21 protein-coding genes are annotated in these 22252 nt (G+C 73.1%); 16 read left to right on the plus strand and 5 right to left on the minus strand.

The features are described 5' to 3' along the window. Positions 1 to 27: 27 nt before the first annotated feature. Together ABZ484_RS04720 and ABZ484_RS04725 are read right to left on the minus strand one after the other, a co-directional pair. Entirely contained in the window at positions 28 to 309 is a 282-nt protein-coding gene (locus tag ABZ484_RS04720) for an Lrp/AsnC ligand binding domain-containing protein (RefSeq protein WP_189906246.1), read from the minus strand. Continuing rightward, positions 306 to 1058, minus strand: coding sequence for a rhomboid family intramembrane serine protease (locus ABZ484_RS04725; protein ID WP_358864443.1), 753 nt, complete (start codon positions 1056 to 1058; stop codon positions 306 to 308). The genes ABZ484_RS04720 and ABZ484_RS04725 overlap by 4 nt, the downstream gene beginning before the upstream one ends. Positions 1059 to 1215: 157 nt before the next feature. On the opposite strand from ABZ484_RS04725, the gene ABZ484_RS04730 reads away from it, so the two are divergent. The 6 genes from ABZ484_RS04730 to ABZ484_RS04755 all read left to right on the plus strand — a co-directional run bounded on the left by ABZ484_RS04730 (position 1216) and on the right by ABZ484_RS04755 (position 7941). Beyond that, on the plus strand, positions 1216 to 1455 hold the full coding sequence (locus tag ABZ484_RS04730) for a hypothetical protein (protein ID WP_018567422.1): 240 nt from the start codon (positions 1216 to 1218) through the stop codon (positions 1453 to 1455). Between the two features lie 63 nt (positions 1456 to 1518). Continuing rightward, positions 1519 to 2868 carry an NYN domain-containing protein gene (locus tag ABZ484_RS04735; RefSeq protein WP_358864444.1) on the plus strand — a complete coding sequence of 450 codons (1350 nt, stop codon included), beginning with the start codon at positions 1519 to 1521 and terminating at the stop codon, positions 2866 to 2868. Between the two features lie 276 nt (positions 2869 to 3144). Beyond that, complete coding sequence (locus ABZ484_RS04740; RefSeq protein WP_358864445.1) at positions 3145 to 4179, plus strand: NlpC/P60 family protein; 1035 nt, start codon at positions 3145 to 3147, stop codon at positions 4177 to 4179. A 260-nt stretch (positions 4180 to 4439) separates the two neighbouring features. Next, positions 4440 to 5492: an NlpC/P60 family protein gene (locus ABZ484_RS04745; RefSeq protein ID WP_358864446.1), complete on the plus strand. Its 1053-nt coding sequence runs from the start codon at positions 4440 to 4442 to the stop codon at positions 5490 to 5492. Between the two features lie 87 nt (positions 5493 to 5579). Further along, positions 5580 to 6737, plus strand: coding sequence for a hypothetical protein (locus tag ABZ484_RS04750; protein ID WP_358864528.1), 1158 nt, complete (start codon positions 5580 to 5582; stop codon positions 6735 to 6737). Positions 6738 to 6798: 61 nt separating this feature from the next. After that, positions 6799 to 7941 (plus strand): glycosyltransferase family 4 protein, encoded by a 1143-nt coding sequence (locus ABZ484_RS04755; RefSeq protein ID WP_358864447.1) that lies wholly within the window; start codon positions 6799 to 6801, stop codon positions 7939 to 7941. Positions 7942 to 8700: 759 nt separating this feature from the next. On the opposite strand, the gene ABZ484_RS04760 is transcribed toward ABZ484_RS04755, so the two are convergent. Then, positions 8701 to 10497, minus strand: coding sequence for an AMP-dependent synthetase/ligase (locus ABZ484_RS04760; protein WP_358864448.1), 1797 nt, complete (start codon positions 10495 to 10497; stop codon positions 8701 to 8703). Between the two features lie 317 nt (positions 10498 to 10814). Between ABZ484_RS04760 and ABZ484_RS04765 the strand changes: the two genes are divergently transcribed. The 6 genes from ABZ484_RS04765 (at position 10815) to ABZ484_RS04790 (ending at position 16635) form a co-directional block, all read left to right on the plus strand. After that, a complete protein-coding gene (locus ABZ484_RS04765; protein WP_358864449.1) occupies positions 10815 to 11612 on the plus strand; it encodes a metallophosphoesterase in 798 nt (265 codons plus the stop codon). Positions 11613 to 11783: 171 nt separating this feature from the next. Continuing rightward, positions 11784 to 12227, plus strand: coding sequence for an SRPBCC family protein (locus tag ABZ484_RS04770; protein ID WP_358864450.1), 444 nt, complete (start codon positions 11784 to 11786; stop codon positions 12225 to 12227). A 123-nt stretch (positions 12228 to 12350) separates the two neighbouring features. Next, positions 12351 to 13520 (plus strand): ArsA-related P-loop ATPase, encoded by a 1170-nt coding sequence (locus ABZ484_RS04775; RefSeq protein ID WP_358864451.1) that lies wholly within the window; start codon positions 12351 to 12353, stop codon positions 13518 to 13520. Positions 13521 to 13577: 57 nt separating this feature from the next. Further along, on the plus strand, positions 13578 to 14141 hold the full coding sequence (locus tag ABZ484_RS04780; protein ID WP_358864452.1) for a DUF5304 domain-containing protein: 564 nt from the start codon (positions 13578 to 13580) through the stop codon (positions 14139 to 14141). Between the two features lie 685 nt (positions 14142 to 14826). Further along, positions 14827 to 15780, plus strand: coding sequence for an ROK family glucokinase (locus ABZ484_RS04785; RefSeq protein ID WP_358864453.1), 954 nt, complete (start codon positions 14827 to 14829; stop codon positions 15778 to 15780). Positions 15781 to 15885: 105 nt separating this feature from the next. After that, positions 15886 to 16635, plus strand: coding sequence for an endonuclease/exonuclease/phosphatase family protein (locus ABZ484_RS04790; protein ID WP_358864454.1), 750 nt, complete (start codon positions 15886 to 15888; stop codon positions 16633 to 16635). 7 nt (positions 16636 to 16642) lie between these two features. Here the strand turns inward: ABZ484_RS04790 and ABZ484_RS04795 are convergent, their stop codons facing one another. Together ABZ484_RS04795 and ABZ484_RS04800 are read right to left on the minus strand one after the other, a co-directional pair. Next, positions 16643 to 17296 (minus strand): hypothetical protein, encoded by a 654-nt coding sequence (locus ABZ484_RS04795; protein WP_358864455.1) that lies wholly within the window; start codon positions 17294 to 17296, stop codon positions 16643 to 16645. After that, on the minus strand, positions 17289 to 18065 hold the full coding sequence (locus ABZ484_RS04800) for an alpha/beta fold hydrolase (protein ID WP_358864529.1): 777 nt from the start codon (positions 18063 to 18065) through the stop codon (positions 17289 to 17291). Before ABZ484_RS04800 ends, ABZ484_RS04795 begins: the two co-directional genes overlap by 8 nt. 161 nt (positions 18066 to 18226) lie before the next feature. Between ABZ484_RS04800 and ABZ484_RS04805 the strand changes: the two genes are divergently transcribed. The 4 genes from ABZ484_RS04805 (at position 18227) to ABZ484_RS04820 (ending at position 22240) form a co-directional block, all read left to right on the plus strand. Further along, the gene (locus tag ABZ484_RS04805; protein ID WP_358864530.1) at positions 18227 to 19018 is read left to right on the plus strand and encodes a lysophospholipid acyltransferase family protein; all 792 of its coding nucleotides are present in this window, start codon (positions 18227 to 18229) and stop codon (positions 19016 to 19018) included. 72 nt (positions 19019 to 19090) lie between these two features. Next, the gene (locus ABZ484_RS04810) at positions 19091 to 20314 is read left to right on the plus strand and encodes a DUF5931 domain-containing protein (protein ID WP_358864456.1); all 1224 of its coding nucleotides are present in this window, start codon (positions 19091 to 19093) and stop codon (positions 20312 to 20314) included. Further along, entirely contained in the window at positions 20311 to 20994 is a 684-nt protein-coding gene (locus ABZ484_RS04815) for a response regulator transcription factor (RefSeq protein WP_358864457.1), read from the plus strand. Before ABZ484_RS04810 ends, ABZ484_RS04815 begins: the two co-directional genes overlap by 4 nt. Positions 20995 to 21211: 217 nt before the next feature. Further along, positions 21212 to 22240, plus strand: coding sequence for a 6-phosphofructokinase (locus ABZ484_RS04820; protein ID WP_358864458.1), 1029 nt, complete (start codon positions 21212 to 21214; stop codon positions 22238 to 22240). Positions 22241 to 22252: the final 12 nt, after the last annotated feature.

The raw sequence follows: 22252 nt of genomic DNA on the forward strand, positions 1-22252 counted from the left end.
CGGTGAGCCGGCCTCCGGGCGGTCGGGTCAGGAGTCCAGCCCGATGGCGAACGCCGCCTCGAGGTCGTGCTGCGAGTAGGTACGGAACGCCACGTGCGTGTCGGTGGCCTCGACACCGGGGATCTTGCTGATCCGCCCCGGGATGATCTCCGCGAGGTCCTCGTGCTGCCGCACCCGGACCATGGCGATCAGGTCGTAGGTCCCCGTGACGGAGAAGACCTCGCTCACGCTCTCCAGCGAGGCGATCTGCTCGGCGATCTCGGGGATCCGGTCCACGCTGGTCTTGATGAGGACGATCGCGGTGATCACGGCTGGTTCTCTCCCTCGGGGGCCGGAGCAGGGGTGACCTTCACTCTAGTAGGCCGTCCGTACCTCGCCCACGCGTAGGCGAAGCCCAGGCCGAAGCCGATGACGTGGGCCAGGTAGGCCACCCCCGGGCCCTGGCCGGCCTGCCGCGCGGCCAGCCATTGCAGGGCCGCCCAGAACGGCAGCACCACCCAGGCGGGCAGCCGCAGCGGCAGGAAGAACAGGAACGGGAAGAGACTGGTCACCCGGGCCCGCGGGAACAGATACAGAAACGCCCCCAGGACCGCCGAGATCGCGCCCGAGGCCCCCACCAGCGGCTGCCCGGAGCCGGCGTGGGCGCCGGCGTAGCCCAGCAGGGCCAGGTAGCCGCAGCCCAGGTAGAACAGCGTGAACCGGGCGCGGCCCATCCGCTCCTCGGTCATCGCCCCGAAGACGTGGAGGAAGAGCATGTTGCCGAGCAGATGCACCCAGCCGCCGTGCACGAACAGGGCCGTCGCGGGGGTCAGGGCGGCCCGTGGGGCCCCGGAGAACAGCTCGGCGGGGATCACCCCCCAGCGCTGGAAGTAGGACCGCTGGGCGAGCAGCAGCGCGTCCCCTTTGCCGTAGAAAGGAGTGAGGCCCGAGGCCGGGCTGATCACGAAGACCAGGCAGCACAGGACGATCAGCGCACTTGTCACCGGCGCCGGCATGGTCCGTACCGCCCTGAGGGCCCTGACCGTCCGGGCGGCCACCGCGTTCCTGTACCCGCTCATGTGTACAGAGCATGGCGTAACGGGACGCATCAGCACGGACCGCCTCGCCGCCGTGGACACCCGGGCGGCGAGTGGTCGCCAGGCCGTAGGGTTACGAGCCGGCGCTCCAGGGAAGCTGGCGCGTCACGGACACTAGAAGGAAGGCGAACAGGTCGCGATGACGGTTCCCCTGCCGACCGCCACCACACGGTGGCGCTGCACCCTCTGCGGCAACCTCACCCGCTTCGACGTGACGCGCTCGTCGAAGGTCGTCGAGTACGTCCACCTGGACCTGGCCGGAGAGCCCACGGTCGAGGAGCGCGAGGTGGTCAGTGAGACCATCGAGTCGGTGCGCTGCCGCTGGTGCAACGCCGTGGACAAGGTGGAACTCGTGGACAGGCCGGGCGCCGGCTCCTGAGCGGAGCGGGCCCCGCACAGGTGATCCCCCACCGGGGGGTCCCGCAAGGCATTGGGGTGACGGATGGTGGAGACACAAGGCGGGGAGCCGGGCGACGGCACCGCTGAGGTGCTCGACCGTCCGCTGCCCGACGGGGTGCGCCGCCGGGTCGTGCAGATCGTTTCCGACGCCTTCGGCCGCCTGACGGTCGCCGAGCTGCCCGCACAGCTGCGGCAGTACGCCCGGTTCGCCCCCAACCGCAGAGCCAAGTTCGCGGGCAACGCCATGGCGGCGGCGCTGGAGACCGACACGCTGTTCCGGCAGCGCGTCGGGGAGAAGTTCAGAGAGGACCAGCCGGAACTGTCCGGCGCCCTGGACTCCGGCTCGCCGCCCCCGGCCGCGGACCCGCTCGACGTGGCGGCCGCGGCCTACGTACTGCGCCCGGCGGGCTGGGTGAAGCTGGTGACCGCCGCCGGCGAGGAGGCGCAGCGGGCGCACGCCGAGCGCGCCGACGAGGAGAGCCGGGCCGAGCTGGAGCGGCTGCGCGGGCAGCTCGACGCGGCCCGCGAGCAGACGCGCACCGAGACCGAACGGCTGCGCGCGGAACTGGACTCGGCCAAGAAGGAGACCGAGTCGCTGCACCGCAAGCTGCGCGCCGCGCTCAGCGACGTCAAGCGCGGCGAGGCCGCCCTGCGCAAGGCGCGCGCCGAGACGGAGGCGCTGCGCGCCGAGGGACAGGCGCAGGTGTCGGCCGCCGAGAGCGAGACCCGGCGGCTCAAGGCCCGCCTGGGCGAGGCGGAAGCCGCCCTGGAGGCCACGCGCAGAGCGGCCCGCGAGGGACGCAGCGTCGAGGACATGCGGGTCCGGCTGCTGCTGGACACCGTGCTGGACGCGGCCCAGGGGCTGCGCCGCGAACTGGCCCTGCCGCCCGTGTCCGTACGGCCCGCCGAGACCGTGGACGCGGTCGAACCGGGACGGATGACACCGAAGGACATCGCCGCCCGTGCCCTGTCCGAGCACGATCCCGCGATCCTCGACCAGTTGCTGGCGCTGCCGCAGGCGCACCTGGTCGTGGACGGCTACAACGTCACCAAGACCGGCTATCCCCAGATGCCGCTGGAGAAGCAGCGGCTCAGGCTGCTCGGGCAGCTCTCGCAGCTCGCCGCGCAGACGGGCGCCGAGGTCACCTGTGTCTTCGACGGGGCCGAGCTGGCCGCGCCGGTGCTGCTCGCGCCGCCGCGCGGCGTGCGGGTGCTGTTCTCCAAACCGGGTGTCACCGCGGACGAGTTGATCCGCCAGCTGGTGCGTGCCGAGCCGCCCGGCCGGCCGGTCATCGTCGCTTCCACCGACCGTGAGGTGGCCGACGGGGTCGCCCGGGCGGGGGCGCGCCCGGTGGCGTCGCTGGTGCTCCTGAAGCGCCTCACGCGCGGCTGAGCCGGCTCTTGCGCGACACCTTCGTTCCCGCGTGAGCAAAACGGACATAAAGCAATCTACGCATCAATCGCAACGTAGAGGTTTAACGCCCGAATTGACGGAACCGTCACGCAACGTAGTGTCAACCGTGTCTCACGCGCGGTGAGTTGTGTGCAAAGAATGCATGCTGTGACGGGATTTTTTGCTGTGAGGATTTGAATTCATCACGATGAGGTCACTAGGGTCGGGGCTCGAACCTCCAAGCGGGTGATCACTCACAAGAAGGAGCTCGCTTTCGTGGCCTCCCACCGTCGACCCAAACAGCCGAGCCGTGCGCGTGTGACCGTGCTCACCACCGCAGCAGCCGCCGCCGTCGCGATCAGCGCGCAGGCGGCCAACGCGGCGCCGAGCGCGAAGCCGAGCAAGGACGAGGTCAAGTCCAAGGTCGACAAGCTCTACGAGGAGGCGGAGCAGGCCACCGAGAAGTACAACGGGGCCAAGGAGAAGCAGGAGAAGCTCCAGAAGGAGATCTCCACCATCCAGGACAACGTGGCCCGCGGCCAGCAGGACCTCAACAAGCTGCGCGACAGCCTGGGTTCGCTCGCGGCCGGCCAGTACCGCTCCGGCGGCATCGACCCGTCCGTGCAGCTCTTCCTCTCCTCCGACCCGGACGACTACCTGGACAAGGCCTCCACGCTCGACCAGTTGAGCGGTCAGCAGGTCGACGCGCTGAAGAAGATCCAGGACAAGCAGCGCGAACTCGCCCAGGAGCGCGCCGAGGCCACCGAGAAGCTCAAGGACCTCGCCGCCACTCGCACCGAGCTGGGCAAGAAGAAGGACGAGGTCAAGACCAAGCTCGCCGAGGCGCAGAAGCTGCTCAACTCCCTCACGGCGAAGGAGAAGGCCGAACTCGCCGCCGCCGACCAGGCTCGCGCCACCCGCGCCAGCGAGCGCGCCGCGATGGGCAGCAGCACCCCCGCCTCCGGCCGGGCCGGTGCCGCCTTCTCCGCCGCGCAGAGCAAGATCGGCTCCCCGTACGTCTACGGCGCCACCGGCCCGTCCTCCTTCGACTGCTCGGGCCTGACCTCCTGGGCCTACGCCCAGGCCGGCGTCTCCATACCGCGCACCTCCCAGGCGCAGGCCAACATCGGCACCCGCATCTACTCGCAGAGCCAGCTCCAGGTCGGCGACCTGGTCTTCTTCTACGGCGACCTGCACCACGTCGGCCTCTACGCGGGCAACGGCCAGGTGCTGCACGCACCGCGCACCGGCACGGTGGTGCGCTACGAGGCGATCAGCAACATGCCCTTCCAGTTCGGCGTCCGCGTCTGAGCCGCCTCCTCCCCGGCCTCCCGGCGCTCCACTCGGTACCGCCCGAACGAGCGAATCGCATCAACCCGGACTGACCCCACGCCCCGCCCCTGACCTGCGTCGGAGGCGGGGCGTCGTGCTGTGCGCCCGTCGAGACGCGCGGCCGGGGCGTGCGCGCGGGGCTACTGTCGGCGCCGTTTCCCCCACCGCCGGGACGCGTCTCGCGTCCCGGCACCCGGGGAGGCTGTCCGTGTTGGCCAGTGGAGGGAGTTCGGCTTCCCGTGGGGTCCCATCGCCGCCTTGCACCGTCCGGGTTCGTCCGGGGCGCCGGCACCGCCCGCGCCGCCTTCACCGTGGTGTCCGCCGCGGCCGCCGTCCTCGGCGCCCTGCCAGCCGGCCCGGCCTCCGCCGAGCCGCACGGCGGCGCCCGCGCCGAGGTCGACCGCCTCTACCAGGAGGCCGAGAAGGCGACCGAGGCCTACGACAAGGCCGGTGAGCGCGCCGGCCTGCTGCACCGGCGGGTCCGCGACGCGCAGGACCGCATCGCCCGTCAGCAGCAGCGCGTCAACACCCTCCGGGAATCGCTCGGTTCCCTGGCCGGCGCCCAGTACCGCTCCGGCGGTCTCGACCCGTCCCTCGCCCTGCTGTTCTCCGACGACCCGGCCGACTACCTCGACAAGGCGAGCACGCTCGACCGGATCGGCGCCCACCAGGCCGGCGAGCTGCGGAAACTGCGGCAGGCGCTGCGGGAACTCGCCCAGGAGCGCGCCGAGGCCACCAGCGCCCTCACCGAACTGGAGAAGGCGCGCAGGGCCGTCGTCACCCACAAACGGGCCGTCGAGCGGAAACTGGCCCGGGCCCGGACACTGCTGAACTCCCTGTCCCCGTCCGAGCGTGAGGCCTACGACCGGGCCTCCCGCTCCGGCCGCGACGACCTCCTGCCCGGCGTGCCCGGTCTCTCCGGGCTCGACGGCGGCCCGGCGGCCTCCGCCCGCGCGGCCGCCGCCGTCGCCGCGGCCCGCTCCGCGCTCGGCCGCCCCTACGTCTGGGGCGCCAACGGCCCCTCCGGCTTCGACTGTTCGGGCCTGATGCAGTGGGCGTACGCGCAGGCCGGGGTGCATCTGCCGCGCACCTCGCAGGAGCAGCGCCACGCCGGACGGCAGATCCCGCTGTCCCAGGCGCGCCCCGGCGACCTCGTCGTCTACCGGTCGGACGCCGGCCATGTCGGGATGTACGTCGGCCACGGCAGGGTCATCCACGCGCCCTACCCGGGGGCGCCCGTGCGCTACGACCCGGTCGGCATGATGCCGATCTCCTCGGTCACCAGGGTCTGATCTCCTCGCTCACGAGGGTCTGACGGCGGCGCTCCGGCGCCGTACGATCGGGAAGTGGCTGGTCGAAGGCGGGTGTCGAGATCCTCGATGGCGGCGGTGTGCCTGCTGCTCGCCTCGCTGACGGCGTGCGGCGGACAGACCGCCACCGGCACGGCCAGGGACCAGGTGCAGCGACTGCTCGACCGGCGCGCGGCGGCCGTGCTGCACCACGATCCGGCCGCCTTCGCCGCCACCGGCTACCGGGCGCCGTACCCGAACCTGAAGGCCGTGCCCTTCGCGGCCTGGTCCTACCGCGTCACCGCGCTGCGCCGCACCGGCGAGGGGGCCGTGGCCGACGCCGAACTGCGCTACCGCGTGGCCGGCTACGACCGGGCGCCCGTCACCGCCGGCCGCACCCTGACCCTGTCCACCACGGCCGACGGCACGTGGTACGTCGTCTCCGACCGGCCCGCGCGCAAGTCCGCCCAGCAACTGTGGGACCAGGGCCCGGTGTCGGTGGTCCGGGGGCACAGCGGCATCGTCCTCGGGGTCGGGCAGAGCGACGGCACCCTGCGCGGCTACGCCGACCTGGCCGACCGCGCGGTGCCCGCCGTCTCGGACGCCTGGGGCACGGACTGGAGCCGCCGCGTCGTCGTCCTCGTCCCCGAGTCCCTCGACGGCATGGCCGGACTGCTCGGCTCGCCCGCCTCCAACTACCGGGGGATCGCCGCCGTCACCACCGGCGAGGCGGGCCGCACCGGGCAGGCCCCGGCGGACCGGATCATCCTCAACCCCGACGCCTACGGCATGCTGGGCGCGCTCGGCCGGCAGGTCGTCCTCACCCACGAGACCACCCACGTCGCCACCCGCGCCCACACCGACCCGGCCACCCCGCTGTGGCTCTCCGAGGGCTACGCCGACTGGGTCGGCTACCGGAACTCCGGACGGACCCCGGACCAGGCCGCGCCGGAACTCGAGCGCGCCGTGACCGCCGGGAAGCTGCCGTCCGCGCTCCCCGCCGACCGGGACTTCGGCTTCGCCGGGGACGCCACCCGGCTCGCCCAGGCCTACGAGGGCGGCTGGATGGCCTGCCGGATGATCGCCGACCGCTGGGGCGAGGAGAAGCTGGACGACTTCTACCGGGCCGTCGGCGCACACGAGCGGCGCGCGGGCGCGGTCGAGGACGCCCTGAGGACCGTGCTGGGCACGAGCCTGGAGGCGTTCACCGGGCAGTGGCGGGAGTATCTGCGCACACGGCTGGGGTGAGCCGGGGCGGCAGGTACGGCCGTCCGGGGCGCCGGGAGCGGATTGGATAGGGTCGGCGGCGATGCACAAGACCCTCATCGTGACCAACGACTTCCCGCCCCGGCCGGGCGGCATCCAGGCGTTCCTCCACAACATGGCGCTGCGGCTGGACCCGGACCGGCTGGTCGTCTACGCCTCCACCTGGAAGCGGAGCCGGGAGGGCGTCGAGGCCACGGCGGCCTTCGACGCCGAGCAGCCGTTCACCGTCGTACGGGACCGTACGACGATGCTGCTGCCCACGCCGGCGGCGACCCGCCGTGCCGCCGGGCTGCTGCGCGAGCACGGGTGCACGTCGGTGTGGTTCGGGGCGGCGGCGCCGCTCGGGCTGATGGCCCCCGCGCTGCGCCGGGCGGGCGCGCGGCGGCTGGTGGCCACCACGCACGGGCACGAGGCCGGGTGGGCGCAGCTGCCCGCCGCACGCCGGCTGCTGCGGCGCATCGGGGAGTCGACGGACACGATCACCTACCTCGGCGAGTACACCCGCTCCCGGATCGCCACCGCGCTGACCCCCCAGGCGGCCGCGCGGATGGTGCGGCTGCCGCCCGGCGTGGACGAGAAGACCTTCCACCCGGCCTCGGGCGGTGACGAGGTGCGGGCCCGGCTCGGGCTCACCGACCGGCCGGTGGTCGTGTGCGTGTCCCGGCTGGTCCGGCGCAAGGGGCAGGACACCCTGATCCGCGCCATGCCCCGGATCCTTGCCGCCGAGCCGGAGACGGTGCTGCTGATCGTCGGCGGCGGCCCGTACGAGAAGGACCTGCGCGGGCTCGCGGACGAGACCGGGGTGGCCGGCTCGGTGCGCTTCACCGGCCCGGTGCCCTGGTCCGAGCTGCCCGCGCACTACGGCGCCGGCGACGTCTTCGCCATGCCCTGCCGCACCCGGCGCGGCGGGCTCGACGTCGAGGGCCTGGGCATCGTCTACCTGGAGGCGTCCGCGACCGGGCTGCCCGTCGTCGCCGGGGACTCCGGCGGCGCGCCCGACGCGGTGCTCGACGGCGAGACCGGCTGGGTCGTCCGCGGCGGCTCCCCCGAGCAGGCGGCCGACCGCATCGTCACCCTCCTCGGCGACGCCGCCCTGCGCCGCCGCATGGGGGAACGGGGCCGCCGGTGGGTCGAGGAGAAATGGCGCTGGGACCTGCTGGCGGACCGCCTCAAGGAACTCTTGTAGCGGCACCCGAGGGGCCGACGCGGCGGCCGGAGGGCGTGTGCGGCGGCGCGGAGGGGGTGCGGCGCCCGGAGGGCGGGAAGCGGTGGGTTCCTTCCCGCCCGCGCCCGCAGCGCACAGGGGCAGGCGCATCAGGCGGCCCGAAGGGCGTGTGCGGGGGCCGGGGGAGGGCGTGCGGGGCGTGCCGGGGGCGCGGGGCGTCTTGGGGAGGGCGTCCGGCGGCGTCCGGCGTTCCGGGGCGAGGGGTCCGGCGGTTCGGGGCGGGTGCGGTGGCGCGGAGGGGGTGCGGCGGCCGGAGGGCGGGAAGCGGTGGGTTCCTTCCCGCCCGCGCCCGCAGCGCACCGGGGCCGGCGCATCAGGCGGCCCGAAGGGCGAGCGCGGAGGCCGGAGGAGGGCGTGGGGGGTCTGCCGGAGGCGCGGGGCGTCCTGGTGGCGGGCGCCCGGCGGCGTCCGGCGTTCCGAGGCAGGCGTCCGGTGGTTCGGGGGCGTGTGCGGCGGCGCGGAGGGGGTGCGGCGCCCGGAGGGCGGGAAGCGGTGGGTTCCTTCCCGCCCGCGCCCGCAGCGCACCGGGGTCGGCGCATCAGGCGGCCCGAAGGGCGAGTGCGGGGGCCGGGGGAGGGCGGGCGGGGCGTGCCGGGGGCGCGGGGCGTCCTGGGGAGGGCGGCCGGCGGCGTCCGGCGTTATGAGACGAGGCGTCCGGCGGTTCGGGGGGCGGGTGCGGCGGAGGGTCAAAGTGGCCGACTGCCGCGGGCCCCCGCGGCCCTACTTCGCGTAGATCGCCTCGATGTCGTTCGCGAAGTCCTTGGCCACCACGTTCCGCTTGAGCTTCAGGGACGGGGTGAGGTGGCCGGACTCCTCCGTGAACTGGGTGGGCAGGATGCGGAACTTGCGGACCGACTCCGCCTTGGACACCGCCGCGTTGCCGTCGTCGACGGCCGTCTGGAGGGCCGCGAGCAGATCCGGGTCCTCGCGCAGCGACGCCGCGCTGGAGCCCGCCGGCTTGCCGTGCTCGGCGGCCCAGCGGCCGAGGAACTCCTCGTCGAGGGTGATCAGCGCGCCCACGAACGGCCGCCCGTCGCCCACCACCATGCACTCGGCGACCAGCGCGTGCGCCCGGATGCGGTCCTCCATCACGGCCGGGGCGACGTTCTTGCCGCCCGCGGTGACGATGATCTCCTTCTTGCGGCCGGTGATCCGCAGATACCCGTCCTCGTCGAGGGTGCCGATGTCACCGGTGTGGAACCAGCCGTCGGCCAGCGCCTCGGCCGTGGCGCCCGGGTTGTTCCAGTACTCCTTGAACAGGTGCTCGCCGTGCAGCAGCACCTCGCCGTCGTCGGCGATGCGGATGACCGAGCCGGGCAGCGGCTGTCCGACCGTGCCGATCTTCTGCCGGTCCCAGGGGTTGAACGCGGTCGCCGCACAGGACTCGGTCAGGCCGTAGCCCTCCAGCACCGTGAAGCCGATGCCGCGGAAGAAGTGGCCGAGCCGCTCCCCGAGCGGCGCGCCGCCGGAGATGGCGTACTCGCCGCGCCCGCCGAGCACCGCGCGCAGCTTGCTGTAGACCAGCTTGTCGAACGTCTTGTGCTTGATCCTCAGGCCCAGCGACGGGCCCGACGGGGTGTCCAGCGCCTTGCTGTACGCGATCGCCGTGTCGGCGGCCTTGTCGAAGATCTTGCCCTTGCCGTCCGCCTGCGCCTTGGCGCGCGCCGAGTTGTACACCTTCTCGAACACACGCGGGACGCCCAGTATCAGCGTCGGGCGGAACGCGGCCAGCTCGTCGGTGAGGTTCTTGATGTCCGGGACGCAGCCCAGCTTGATCGGCGCCATCATCGGGGCGACCTGGACCAGCCGGCCGAAGACGTGCGCGAGGGGCAGGAACAGCAGGACGGAGCACTCGCCGGTGCGGAACAGCGGCCGCAGCCGCTCCACCACGTTCCCGCACTCGGCGAAGAAGCTGCGGTGGGAGAGCACACAGCCCTTGGGGCGGCCGGTGGTTCCGCTGGTGTACACGATGGTCGCCGGGTCGTCGGCCTTCGCCAGCGAGCTGCGCTCCTCGACCGAGGCGTCGCTGATCCCGTTCCCGGCGCGGCCCAGCTCCTCGACGGCGCCGGCCTCGATCTGCCAGACGTTCTTCAGGGCGGGCAGGCTCTCGCGCACCGACTCGACGGCGGCGGCGTGCGCGTCCGTCTCCACCACGCACGCGGTCGCGCCCGAGTCGCTGAGGATCCACTGGACCTGCTCCGGCGAGCTGGTCTCGTACACCGGCACGGTGATGGCGCCCGCGCTCCAGATCGCGAAGTCCAGCAGCGTCCACTCGTACCGCGTACGGGACATCAGGCCCACCCGGTCGCCGGGCTGGATGCCGGAGGCGATCAGCCCCTTGGCGGCGGCGTGCACCTCGGCGAGGAACGCCCGCGCGGTGACGTCCTGCCAGACGCCGCCGACCTTCCGTGCGATCACGGCGACGTCGGGATACTGCGCGGCGTTTCTGCGGACGATGTCGGTCAGATTGCCGTCCGCAGGGACCTCGTACAAAGCCGGAAGGCTGAACTCGCGCAAGACTGCTGCTCCTCATAGGGCGCCGGCGCCACGACGTTGTGTGATGCGACGGTGCGGTCCAAGGCTCGAATCTGCTGCCCAGGGCTTCGCCAGGAGCCGTTTCGGGCTCATGGTTGAAATCCAGAGCACGACTGGACTGCCCGGAGGTTACCCGCCGGTATGGCCTTTTCGACAGGGGGTCCCGGCGAGATGTTCGCTGCGTCACACGATGGGTGTTTCTTCGCGCACAGTAGTAGACCCGCTGAACAACTGGCCAGTAACAAGGGGCTCTGTCGTCACTGTTCACAAGAGCAGCGCTCCCCCTACCCTTGATCGCCATGGCACCCACACCAGAGCCCGACCGCGGGATGCGGATCCACGTGGTCAGCGACGTGCACGGCAACGCCCGCGACCTGGCCCGGGCCGGCGAGGGTGCCGACGCGCTGATCTGCCTCGGCGACCTGATCCTCTTCCTCGACTACGCGGACCACTCGCGGGGCATCTTCCCCGACCTCTTCGGCACGGAGAACGCCGACCGCATCGTCGAACTGCGCACCGCCCGCCGTTTCGCCGAGGCACGCGAGTTCGGCGCCCGGCTGTGGGCGGGCATCGACGGCGACCGCGCCCAGGTGATCGAACAGGCCGTGCGCAAGCAGTACGCGGAACTCTTCGCCGCCTTCCCCACCCCCACGTACGCCACCTACGGCAACGTCGACATGCCGCCGCTGTGGAAGGAGTACGCCCGCCAGGGCACCACCGTGCTCGACGGGGAGCGGGTGGAGATCGGCGGCCGTGTCTTCGGCTTCGTCGGCGGCGGACTGCGCACCCCCATGCGCACGCCCTACGAGATCGGCGACGAGGAGTACGCCGCGAAGATCGAGGCCGTCGGCGAGGTCGACGTGCTGTGCACCCACATCCCGCCCGACGTGCCCGAACTCGTCTACGACACCGTCGCCCGACGCTTCGAGCGCGGCAGCCGCGCCCTGCTGGACGCCATCCGCCGCACCCGCCCCCGCTACGCGCTCTTCGGCCATGTCCACCAGCCGCTGGTGCGGCGCATGCGGATCGGCGTGACCGAGTGTGTCAACGTAGGACACTTCGCGGGCACGGGCAGGCCCTGGGTCCTTCGTTGGTGACCGTTCGTGATCGTTGGTGACCGCGCCGACCAGGTGATCCCTTCGCGCCACCTTCCCGTCATGTCCGCAGGTGGGGGTGGAGTCCGGCGCCCGGCTGCGCGGTAGCCTTCACGCTGCACACACGTGCGCACACAACCCGACTTCCGGCCCGCATCTGGAGGAGCCACGGCGATGGCGGAACACACCAGCTCGAGCATCACGATCGAGGCGGCACCGGCCGACGTCATGGGGGTGATCGCCGACTTCGCGCGCTACCCCGACTGGACGGGCGAGGTGAAGGAGGCCGAGGTCCTCATGGCCGACGAGCACGGCCGCGCCGAGCAGGTCCGCCTCGTCATGGACGCGGGCGCCATCAAGGACGACCAGACCCTCGCCTACACCTGGACCGGCGACAACGAGGTCTCCTGGACCCTGGTCAAGTCCCAGATGCTGCGCTCGCTCGACGGCTCGTACCTGCTCAAGCCGGTGGGCACGAGCTCGACCGAGGTCACCTACCAGCTCACGGTCGACGTCAAGATCCCCATGCTGGGCATGATCAAGCGCAAGGCCGAGAAGGTCATCATCGACCGCGCCCTGGCGGGCCTGAAGAAGCGTGTGGAGTCGGGCGGGAACTGACGCACGGCAGGGCGAGGGCCGCACCAGGACCCGCAGCCTCACGCGCCGGCCGCGACAGAGCCGAAGGGACCGGGGCGCCCCCGTAGGCGAACGGGCCGTCAAACACGGCTAGCGTTCAGCCTTATGCGCACCCTCCTGATCACCGGCCCAGGCGGCTCCGGCCGTACCACCGTCGCCGCGGCCACCGCGCTGACCGCCGCCCGCGAGGGCACCCCCACCCTCGTCCTCAGCGCCGACCGCACCGACACCCTGGGTGCGGCGCTCGGCACGGCGACGGGCGCGGAGCCGGTACGGGTCGCGCCCGGCCTCACCGCGTGGCGCCCCGACGCCACGGCCGGCTTCCGCGCCGATCTCGCCGCCTTCCAGGACCGCGCGGCAGGCGTCCTCGACCTGCTCGGAGCGGCCCGCCTGGACGCCGAGGAGGTCACCCCGCTGCCCGGTGCCGAGGAGCTGGCCCTGCTGCGCGCACTGCGCGACGCGGCCCTGTCCGAGCGGTTCGAACTGCTGGTCGTCGACCTGCCGCCCGCGCCGCAGGCCCTCGCACTGCTCGCCCTGCCCGCCGAGCTGCGGCGCTACCTGCGCCGGCTGCTCCCGCCCGAGCGGCAGGCCGCCCGCGCGCTGCGCCCCGTCCTCGGCCGGCTGGCCGGTGTGCCCATGCCGGCCGAGTGGCTGTACGAGACCGCCGCCCGCTGGGACGTGGAGCTGGCCGCCGTGGAGGCCGTCGTCGCCGACCCGGGCACCGCCGTACGCCTGGTCGCCGAGCCCGGACCGGCGGGCCTGGACGCTGTGCAGGTCGCCGCTCTCGGGCTGGCCGTGCGCGCTCTGCCCGTGGAGTCCCTGGTCGCCACCCGGGTCCTGCCCGAGGCGCCGGCGGACTCCTGGCTGGCCGGCCCGGTGGCCCAGCAGCGCAAGGCACTGGAGGAGTGGCGGCAGACGTACGCCGTCCGTCCCGCCGCCCACCTGGGCCGGGACCCGCGCGGCCGGGACGACCTCGCCGCCCTCGCCGTGCCCGCCGCCGACCCGGCGTCCGCCCCGGTCGAGTGGCCGGTCACCGACAGGCTCGCCGAGGACGGCGTGCTGGTGTGGTGCATCCCCCTGCCCGGCGCCGTGCGCGAGGAGCTGGACCTCGTGCGGCGCGGCGACGAGCTCGTGCTCACCGCCGGCCCCTTCCGCCGGATCGTGCCGCTGCCCTCCGCCCTGCGCCGGTGCACGGTCGACGGCGCCGCGCTGCGCGACGGCGAGCTGCGGATCCGGTTCGCCCCGGACCCCGCGCTGTGGCCCCGCGAGAGGTGAAGGGCATCCGCCCGTTCGGGTAACGTCGGAAGGACGAACCGTAGTCAGGAGTCCGCTATGAGCAGCGAAGAGCGCCCACCCTCCGACGCCGCTCGGGACGACGTCGCTCAGGAGCAGACCGCCGGGCAGACCGCCGAGCAGACCGCCGACGGGGCGCGGCACGCCGGTGACACCGACGCGTGGGCCACGGCCTGCGCCGAGGACCTCGCGGCGGAGCAGGCCCGGCGCCGCGCGCAGTACGGCCCGCCGCCGGGTTCGGCCGCCGAGGAGCTGCGCAAGTTCGTCGACACGGTGGCCGACAGGCTGTCCTCGTTGCAGGCGCCGCTGTTCGGCGCGGTCGCCGGCCCCGCCGCCCAGCAGGTGGTGCGGCAGGTCGTGCAGCAGGCGAAGGCGGCCGTGGAACCCGTCATCGAGCGCAACCCGGACGTCTTCGACCACCTGGCGGCGGCCGGCGGCGAGCTCCTCGCCGCCTACCGCTCGGCCGTCGAGGCCCAGGAGCGCCGCTGGACGTCCCGTGCGAGCGGCCTGGACGACGACCTGAGGGACGGCCTGCGCGACCGCGACGACCGCCGTGACGGGGACGAGGGCACCGGCGGCGGCGAGCGCATCGACCTGGACTGACCGTCCCGCCGTGCGGGACCGGCCGTCCCGCGGACCCGGGCCGGCCGTCCTGGCGTCGTGGACGGGGCGTCCCGTGCTTCCCGGACCGGTCGTCCTGCCGTGCGGGACCGGGCGTCCCGCGGACCCGGGCCGGTCGTCCTGGCGTCGTGGACGGGGCGTCCCGTGCTTCCCGGACCGGTCGTCCTGCCGTGCGGGACCGGGCGTCCTGCGGACCCGGGCCGGTCGTCCTGGCGTCGTGGACGGGGCGTCCCGTGCTTCCCGGGCCGGTCGTCCTGCCGTGCGGGACCGGGCGTCCCGCCGTCGTGGACCGGGCGTCCCGTCCTTTCCGGACCGGGCGATCTGCGGACTCGGGGCAGGCGTCCTGCCATGCGAGACCAGCATCCTGCCATCCTGGACCGGCTGTCCTGCCGTCCAGGGCCGTGCGTCCCGCGCTCGCGGGCCTGGCGTCCTGCGCTCGCGGGCCTGGCGTCCCGCCGTCCCGGGCCTGGCGTCCCGCCGTCCCGGGCCGGGCGTCCTGCCGTCCCGGGCCGGGCGTCCTGCGCTCGCGGGCCGGGCGTCCTGCGCTCCCGGGCCGGCCCCCCCTGCCGCGTCGTCCCGCCTGCCCAGCGGGTGGACGAGGCGAATCCGACGGCAGGGCCTCGGGTACGGTTGGCCGTAGCGGGGCTCGACCGAAACTGAGGGATTCATGGGACTCACCATCGGCGTCGACATCGGCGGCACGAAGATCGCGGCCGGCGTGGTCGACGAGGAAGGCAACATCCTCTCGACCTTCAAGGTGCCGACCCCCACCACACCCGAGGGCATCGTGGACGCCATCGCCTCGGCGGTGGAGGGCGCACGCGCGGGACACGAGATCGTCGGCGTGGGCATCGGCGCCGCCGGCTACGTCAACCGGCAGCGCTCGACGGTCTACTTCGCGCCCAACATCCACTGGCGCAACGAACCGCTCAAGGAGAAGGTCGAGGCGCGCGTCGGCCTCCCGGTCGTCGTGGAGAACGACGCGAACGCCGCGGCCTGGGGCGAGTACAAGTTCGGCGCCGGCAAGGGCCACCGCAACGTCATCTGCATCACGCTCGGCACCGGCCTCGGCGGCGGCATCATCATCGGCAACAAGCTGCGCCGCGGCCACTTCGGCGTGGCCGCCGAGTTCGGGCACATCCGGATGGTCCCGGACGGCCTGCTGTGCGGCTGCGGCTCGCAGGGCTGCTGGGAGCAGTACGCCTCCGGCCGCGCGCTCGTGCGGTACGCCAAGCAGCGCGCCAACGCCACCCCGGAGAGCGCCCAGGTGCTGCTGGCCCTCGGCAACGGCACCCCCGAGGGCATCGAGGGCAAGCACATCTCGATGGCCGCCCGCCAGGGCTGCCCCGTCGCCGTCGACTCCTACCGCGAGCTGGCCCGCTGGGTCGGCGCCGGCCTCGCCGACCTGGCCTCCCTCTTCGACCCGTCGGCCTTCATCGTCGGCGGCGGCCTGTCCGACGAGGGCGAGCTGGTCCTGGACCCGATCCGCAAGTCCTACAAGCGCTGGCTGGTGGGCGGGAACTGGCGCCCGGTCGCCGACGTGCTCGCCGCCCAGCTCGGCAACAAGGCCGGCCTGGTGGGCGCGGCCGACCTCGCCCGGGAGCCCGACCCGATCATGTGAGACGCCCGTGCGGTACAGGGGCGCGGGGAGCGGCGCGACGGGCCACGACGGACCGGTGGTCGCCCACGGACCTCGCGCCCCGGTCCTGGGCGTACATTGATCCACATGGCGCTGCTTCCCAACTCCCGCACGGAACCCGACGGTTCCGCCGTCATCCGCGTCCTGACCTACAACATCCGGTCCCTGCGGGACGACACCGACGCCCTCGCCCGGGTGATCAGGGCCTGCGCGCCCGACCTCGTCCTGCTTCAGGAGGCGCCCCGGTTCTTCCGCTGGCGCAAGAAGCTGGCACGGCTGGCACGGACGTCGGATCTGGTGGTCCTCACCGGCGGCGCCACGGCCGCGGGTCCGGCGCTGCTGTGCTCGTTGCGGGCCACCGTCGAGCGGACCGAGGACGTGCTGCTGCCGCTCACCCCGGGGATGCACCGCAGGGGCCTGGCCACGGCGGTCGTCCGGTTCGGCGGTGCCCGGCTCGGCGTGCTCGGCTGCCACCTCTCGCTCGACCGCGACGAGCGCTACGAGCAGGGCGGCATGCTCCTGGACCGGCTGGCCGGGATGGGCGTCGAGCACGCGATCGCGGGCGGCGACATCAACGAGGGACCGGACGGCCCCACGTTCCGCCGCCTGGCCGCCACCCTCCAGGACGCCCGGGCCACGGCCCCCTGGGGCGGCGAACTCACCTGGAACGCCACCGGCCCCGACCGCCGCATCGACGCGATCTTCGCCACCCCCGGCGTCGAGGTCCTCGCCTGCGGCGTCCCCCACGACCACCCCGGAGTGACCGAACAGGACCTCCGGTCCGCCACGGACCACCTCCCGGTCCTGGCCGCCCTCAAGATCCCGGCGACCACCTAGGGGGTGTCTACACCACCGCCCCGCGGCCCGGGTCGTCCTCGTCCTCGTCGCCGGGCTTCATGCGGGCCACCAGGGTCACGATGCCGCCGAGGAAGCCGCCGATGCTGAGGGTGGTCAGCCACCAGGTCATGTCCCAGCCGAGCAGCACGGCCAGCAGGAGCAGCACCGGGCCGCCGGTCACGCCCAGCCACGCGAACTTGGCGGTCGCGTCCGCGTCGGGCAGCGGCGGCGGCTCCGGCGGCACGAAGTGGCCCTCGTCGTCCTCGCCGAAGTCGTCGTCGGACGGCTCGCGCGGCGAGTAGTCGCGCGGGCCCGCGACGCCCGGCGCGAAGGAGACGGAGCTGCCGAGCGGCGGGCCGGCCGGGGCCGGCTTCGCCTCTGGCTCCTTCGGCCGCTCCGGCCGGGGAGGATCGTCGTCCTCGCCCGGCATGTCCGGCAGAACCAGGTCCTCGATCGGCCGGAACGGCCGCGCACCCGGCGGGTCCGGCGGCTCCTCGCCGTACCCGGCGACGATCGCCGCCCAGGCGGCCTCCTCGTCGATGGGCGTGCCGCCTTCCTGCCCGCCGGGCTCGTCGGATCCGGCCGCATCGGCCGCCGGCTTCACCGGCTCGACCGGCTCGCGGTTCTCGCGGCCCTCGCGGTCGGAGTCGTGCTCAGCCACCTGCCGCCGTCCCTTCCTTGCCGACACTGGGTGCGATCCGGCCGATGAAGCCGAAGCTCTCCCCGAAGATCCGGTCCGCGTCGTTGTCCAACGTCGCGACGTGGTAGCTGTGTTCCAGCAGCACCTCGGTGACGTCCACGGACGAGACGCGGCTGAGGATCCGCGCCGAGTCTGCCGGCGGCACCACATGGTCCTGGGGGCTGCGCAGCAGCAGCGGCTGCGTGACCTGCGGAAGCTCGCCGTCGACCAAACGGAAGAAGGCCCTGAGCGAGTGCGCACAGTGCAGCGGCACCCGGTCGTAGCCCAGTTCCGCGCTGTCCGCCTTGGCGATGTCGCTGGCGATGCCCTTCGTGGTGCGCACCAGGTGCCGGGCCACGGGCAGGGCGTACGCGGACAGGCCGTGCACCTTGTTCGCCGGGTTGACCACCACGACCCCGGCGACCGAGTCCCCGTGCCGCGCCGCCAGCCGGAGCGCCAGCGCGCCGCCCATGGACAGCCCGGCCACGAACACGTGCGCGCACCGCTCGCGCAGTGCGCGCAGTTCGCGGTCCACCTCCGCGTACCAGTCCTGCCACCCGGTGATCGCCATGTCCTCCCAGCGCGTCCCGTGCCCGGGCAGCAGCGGGAGCGAGACCGTCAGGCCGCGCTCGGCGAGATACTCGGCCCAGGAACGCAGCGACTGGGGGGAACCGGTGAAGCCGTGGCAGAGGAGGACGCCGACCTCCCCGCCCTCATGGCGGAACGGCTCGGCTCCGGGGAGGACCGGCACGTCGGTCTCCTGTTCGTGGAATCGGCTCAGCACGTCGATGACAGGTACTTCACCGTACGCGACGGCATTGACACCGACCAGGGTCGTCGGCTCCTTCGGCACCACTTGGGGTTATGGTCTGATCGACACACACAGGAGGCAGTCGGTTGTTCTACGGCACGATGAAGGTCGCCATCGGGGGACCGCTGAAGCTCGCCTTCAGGCCCTGGGTGGAGGGCCTGGAGAACATCCCGGCCGAGGGTCCCGCCATTCTGGCGAGCAATCACCTGTCGTTCTCGGACTCGTTCTTCCTGCCCGTGGTCCTCGACCGCAAGGTCACCTTCATCGCGAAGGCCGAGTACTTCACCACTCCCGGAGTGAAGGGCCGGCTGACCGCCGCGTTCTTCAAGGGCGTCGGCCAGCTCCCCGTGGACCGCTCCGGCGCGCGCGGCGCGGGCGAGGCGGCGATCAAGAGCGGCATCGAGGTGCTGGAGCGCGGCGAGCTGTTCGGCATCTACCCCGAGGGCACCCGCTCGCCCGACGGCCGTCTGTACCGCGGCAAGCCGGGCGGTCTGGCCCGCGTGGCGCTGGCCACCGGTGCGCCCGTCATCCCGGTCGCCATGATCGACACGGAGAAGATCCAGCCGCCCGGCAAGGTCGTCCCCAAGCTGATGCGTCCGGGCATCCGGATCGGCAGGCCGCTGGACTTCACCCGCTACCAGGGCATGGAGCAGGACCGCTTCATGCTGCGCGCGCTGACCGACGAGGTCATGTACGAGATCATGAAGCTGTCGGGGCAGGAGTACGTCGACATCTACGCGACCGCCGCCAAGCGGCAGATCGCGGAGGCGGCCAAGGCCGAGAAGGAGGCGGAGAAGGCGGCCAAGGCCGCCCTCGCCCAGGCCACGAAGGACCAGGCCGACAAGGAGAAGGCCGAGAGGGAGAAGGCCGAGAGGGAGAAGAAGGCGCAGTGACGCGGTAGGGGAGGAACGCGCAGAAGGGGACGGGCGGACCGCACAGCCGGCGGTCCGGGACCAAGGGGGGACATGCCCAGGCGCGAGCGTGTCATGAGGATGTCGGTCGAGCTGCCGCTGTGGCGTGCGCTCGCCGGCTACCGGGTGCTGACCATGCTCTACGCGGTCGGCCTGTTCGCCACCGCCTACGACCGCTTCCCGCGCCCCTGGGTCGCCGTCGCCTACTACTGCGTGCTGTGCGTGTGGACCCTCGCCACCCTGCCCAGGGTCGCGAACGCCGCGGGCTGCACCAAGCGGTTCCTCGCCGTCGACCTCGCCCTGGCGGTGACCGGCATCCTCCTCACGCCCCTGGCCGACACGCAGGCGCGGATCGCGGACGACGGTCCGACCCTGCCGTCGATCTGGACCGCCGGCTCCGTCCTCGCCTTCGCCCTCAAGGGCGGCTGGCGCTGGGCCGCCCTCGCCTCCACCCCGGTCGCCGTCGCCAATCTGATCGAGCGCGGCAGCCCCGCCCGCGACACCGTGCACAACGTGATCCTGGTCTGGGTCGCCTCGATCGCCATCGGCTACGTCGTCGAGGTCGCCCGCGCCTCCGAGCGCACCCTCGCCCGCGCCCTGGAGATCGAGGCCGCGACCCGCGAGCGGGAGCGGCTGGCCCGGGACATCCACGACGGCGTGCTTCAGGTGCTCGCCATGGTGCAGCGGCGCGGCGCGGTCATCGGCGGCGAGGCCGCGGCACTGGGCCGGCTGGCGGGGGAGCAGGAGGTGGCGCTGCGCACGCTGGTCTCCGGCGGGCTGGTTCCGCTCTCCCGGGTCTCGCAGGACGCGGCCGACGGCGCGGTCGTACGGATCGTGGACGACGAGGAGCACGACCGGATCGGCCCCGTCGACCTGCGCTCCCTGCTGGCCCGCTGGGCCGGCTCCCGGGTCAGCCTCGCCGAGCCCGGCGCCCCGGTCCTGCTGCCGCCCGCGGTCGCCCGGGAGCTGGCCGCGGCCGTCGGCGCCGCGCTGGACAACGTCCGCAGGCACGCGGGCGAGGACGCCCGGGCCTGGATCCTCGTCGAGGACGAACCGGAGTGCGTGCTCGTGACCGTACGGGACGACGGGCCCGGCATCCCCGAGGGCCGGCTCGCCCAGGCCGAGGGCGAGGGCAGGCTCGGCGTCGCCCAGTCGATCAAGGGCCGGCTGCGTGACATCGGCGGCACCGCCGAGCTGGTCTCGGTGCCCGGCCAGGGCACGGAGGTCGAGCTGAAGGTGCCCAGGAACCCGAAGAAGACGAGAGCGGAGAGCAGATGAGCGCACAGCAGGACCCGATCAAGGTGATGGTGGTCGACGACCACCCCATGTGGCGGGACGCCGTCGCCCGCGACCTGACCGAGTCCGGCTTCGAGGTGGTCGCCACCGCGGGCGACGGCGAGCAGGCGGTGCGCCGCGCCCGGGCCGCCGCGCCCGACGTGCTCGTCCTGGACCTCAACCTGCCCGCCAAGCCCGGCGTCCAGGTCTGCAAGGAACTCGTCGCGGTCAACCCGGCGCTGCGGGTCCTGGTGCTGTCCGCGAGCGGCGAGCACGCCGATGTGCTGGAGGCCGTGAAGTCGGGGGCCACGGGCTACCTGCTGAAGTCGGCCTCCACGGAGGAGCTGCTGGACGCGGTGCGCCGTACCGCGGTGGGGGACCCGGTGTTCACCCCCGGTCTGGCCGGACTGGTCCTCGGCGAGTACCGCCGGCTGGCCGCCGAGCCGGCCCCCGCCCCCGGGTCCGGTGCCGACGAGCCGAAGGCGCCCCGGCTCACCGAGCGCGAGACCGAGGTGCTGCGCCTGGTCGCCAAGGGCCTGAGCTACAAGCAGATCGCCGAGCGCCTGGTCATCTCCCACCGCACGGTCCAGAACCACGTCCAGAACACCCTCGGCAAGCTCCAGCTGCACAACCGTGTCGAGCTGGTCCGCTACGCCATCGAGCGGGGGCTCGACGGCGACTGAGGGCGCCGTCGAGGGACCTCGCCCAGCGATCCCGCCGAGCGGTCCCGCCGAGCGCTCGCGTCAAGCCGCGTACGCGGCTCATCCGCTCTTTCGGGTGGATTTGCCGTGATCAACTACCGGACATTTCACCGGAATTGGCTGTCCCACCCATGCCGAAGTGACGTGCGTCACCATTAGCGTGACCTTCACCAGGCAACCGCGGCGAAGGGACATTTCCATGCGGGTCGGAGTACTGACCGGAGGCGGCGACTGCCCCGGGCTCAACGCCGTCATCCGGGGCGTCGTCCGCAAGGGCGTGCAGGAGTACGGCTACGAATTCGTCGGCTTCCGGGACGGCTGGCGGGGGCCCCTGGAGAACGACACCGTCCGCCTCGACATCCCCGCGGTGCGCGGCATCCTGCCCCGCGGCGGCACCATCCTCGGCTCCTCGCGCACCAACCCGCTCAAGCAGGAGGACGGGATCCGGCGCATCAAGGACAACCTCGCCAAGCAGGAGGTGGAGGCGCTCATCGCGATCGGCGGCGAGGACACCCTGGGCGTCGCCGCCCGGCTGAGCGACGAGTACGGCATGCCCTGCGTCGGCGTCCCCAAGACCATCGACAACGACCTGTCGGCCACCGACTACACCTTCGGCTTCGACACCGCGGTCGGGATCGCCACCGAGGCCATCGACCGGCTGCACACCACCGCCGAGTCCCACATGCGGGTGCTGGTCTGCGAGGTGATGGGCCGGCACGCCGGCTGGATCGCCCTGCACTCCGGACTCGCCGGCGGCGCCAACGTCATCCTCATCCCCGAACAGCGCTTCGACCTCGACCAGGTGTGCGCCTGGATCACCTCCCGCTTCAAGGCGTCGTACGCCCCGATCGTGGTCGTCGCGGAAGGCGCCATGCCCAAGGACGGCCAGATGGTCCTCAAGGACGGGTCGCTGGACTCCTTCGGGCACGTCCGGCTGTCCGGGGTGGGCGAGTGGCTGGCCAAGGAGATCGAGAGGCGCACCGGAAAGGAGGCGCGGACCACCGTCCTCGGCCACATCCAGCGCGGCGGCACCCCCAGCGCCTTCGACCGCTGGCTGGCCACCCGCTTCGGGCTGCACGCCATCGACTGCGTCCACGACGGCGACTTCGGCAAGATGGTCGCCCTGCGCGGCACGGACATCATCCGCGTCCCGATCGCCGAGGCCACCGCCAGGCTGAAGACGGTCGACCCGAAGCTGTACGAGGAGGTCGGGGTCTTCTTCGGCTGACGGCGGCCCCGG

The sequence above is a fragment of the Streptomyces sp. NPDC006393 genome, from assembly GCF_040628575.1.
Lineage (GTDB): Bacteria > Actinomycetota > Actinomycetes > Streptomycetales > Streptomycetaceae > Streptomyces.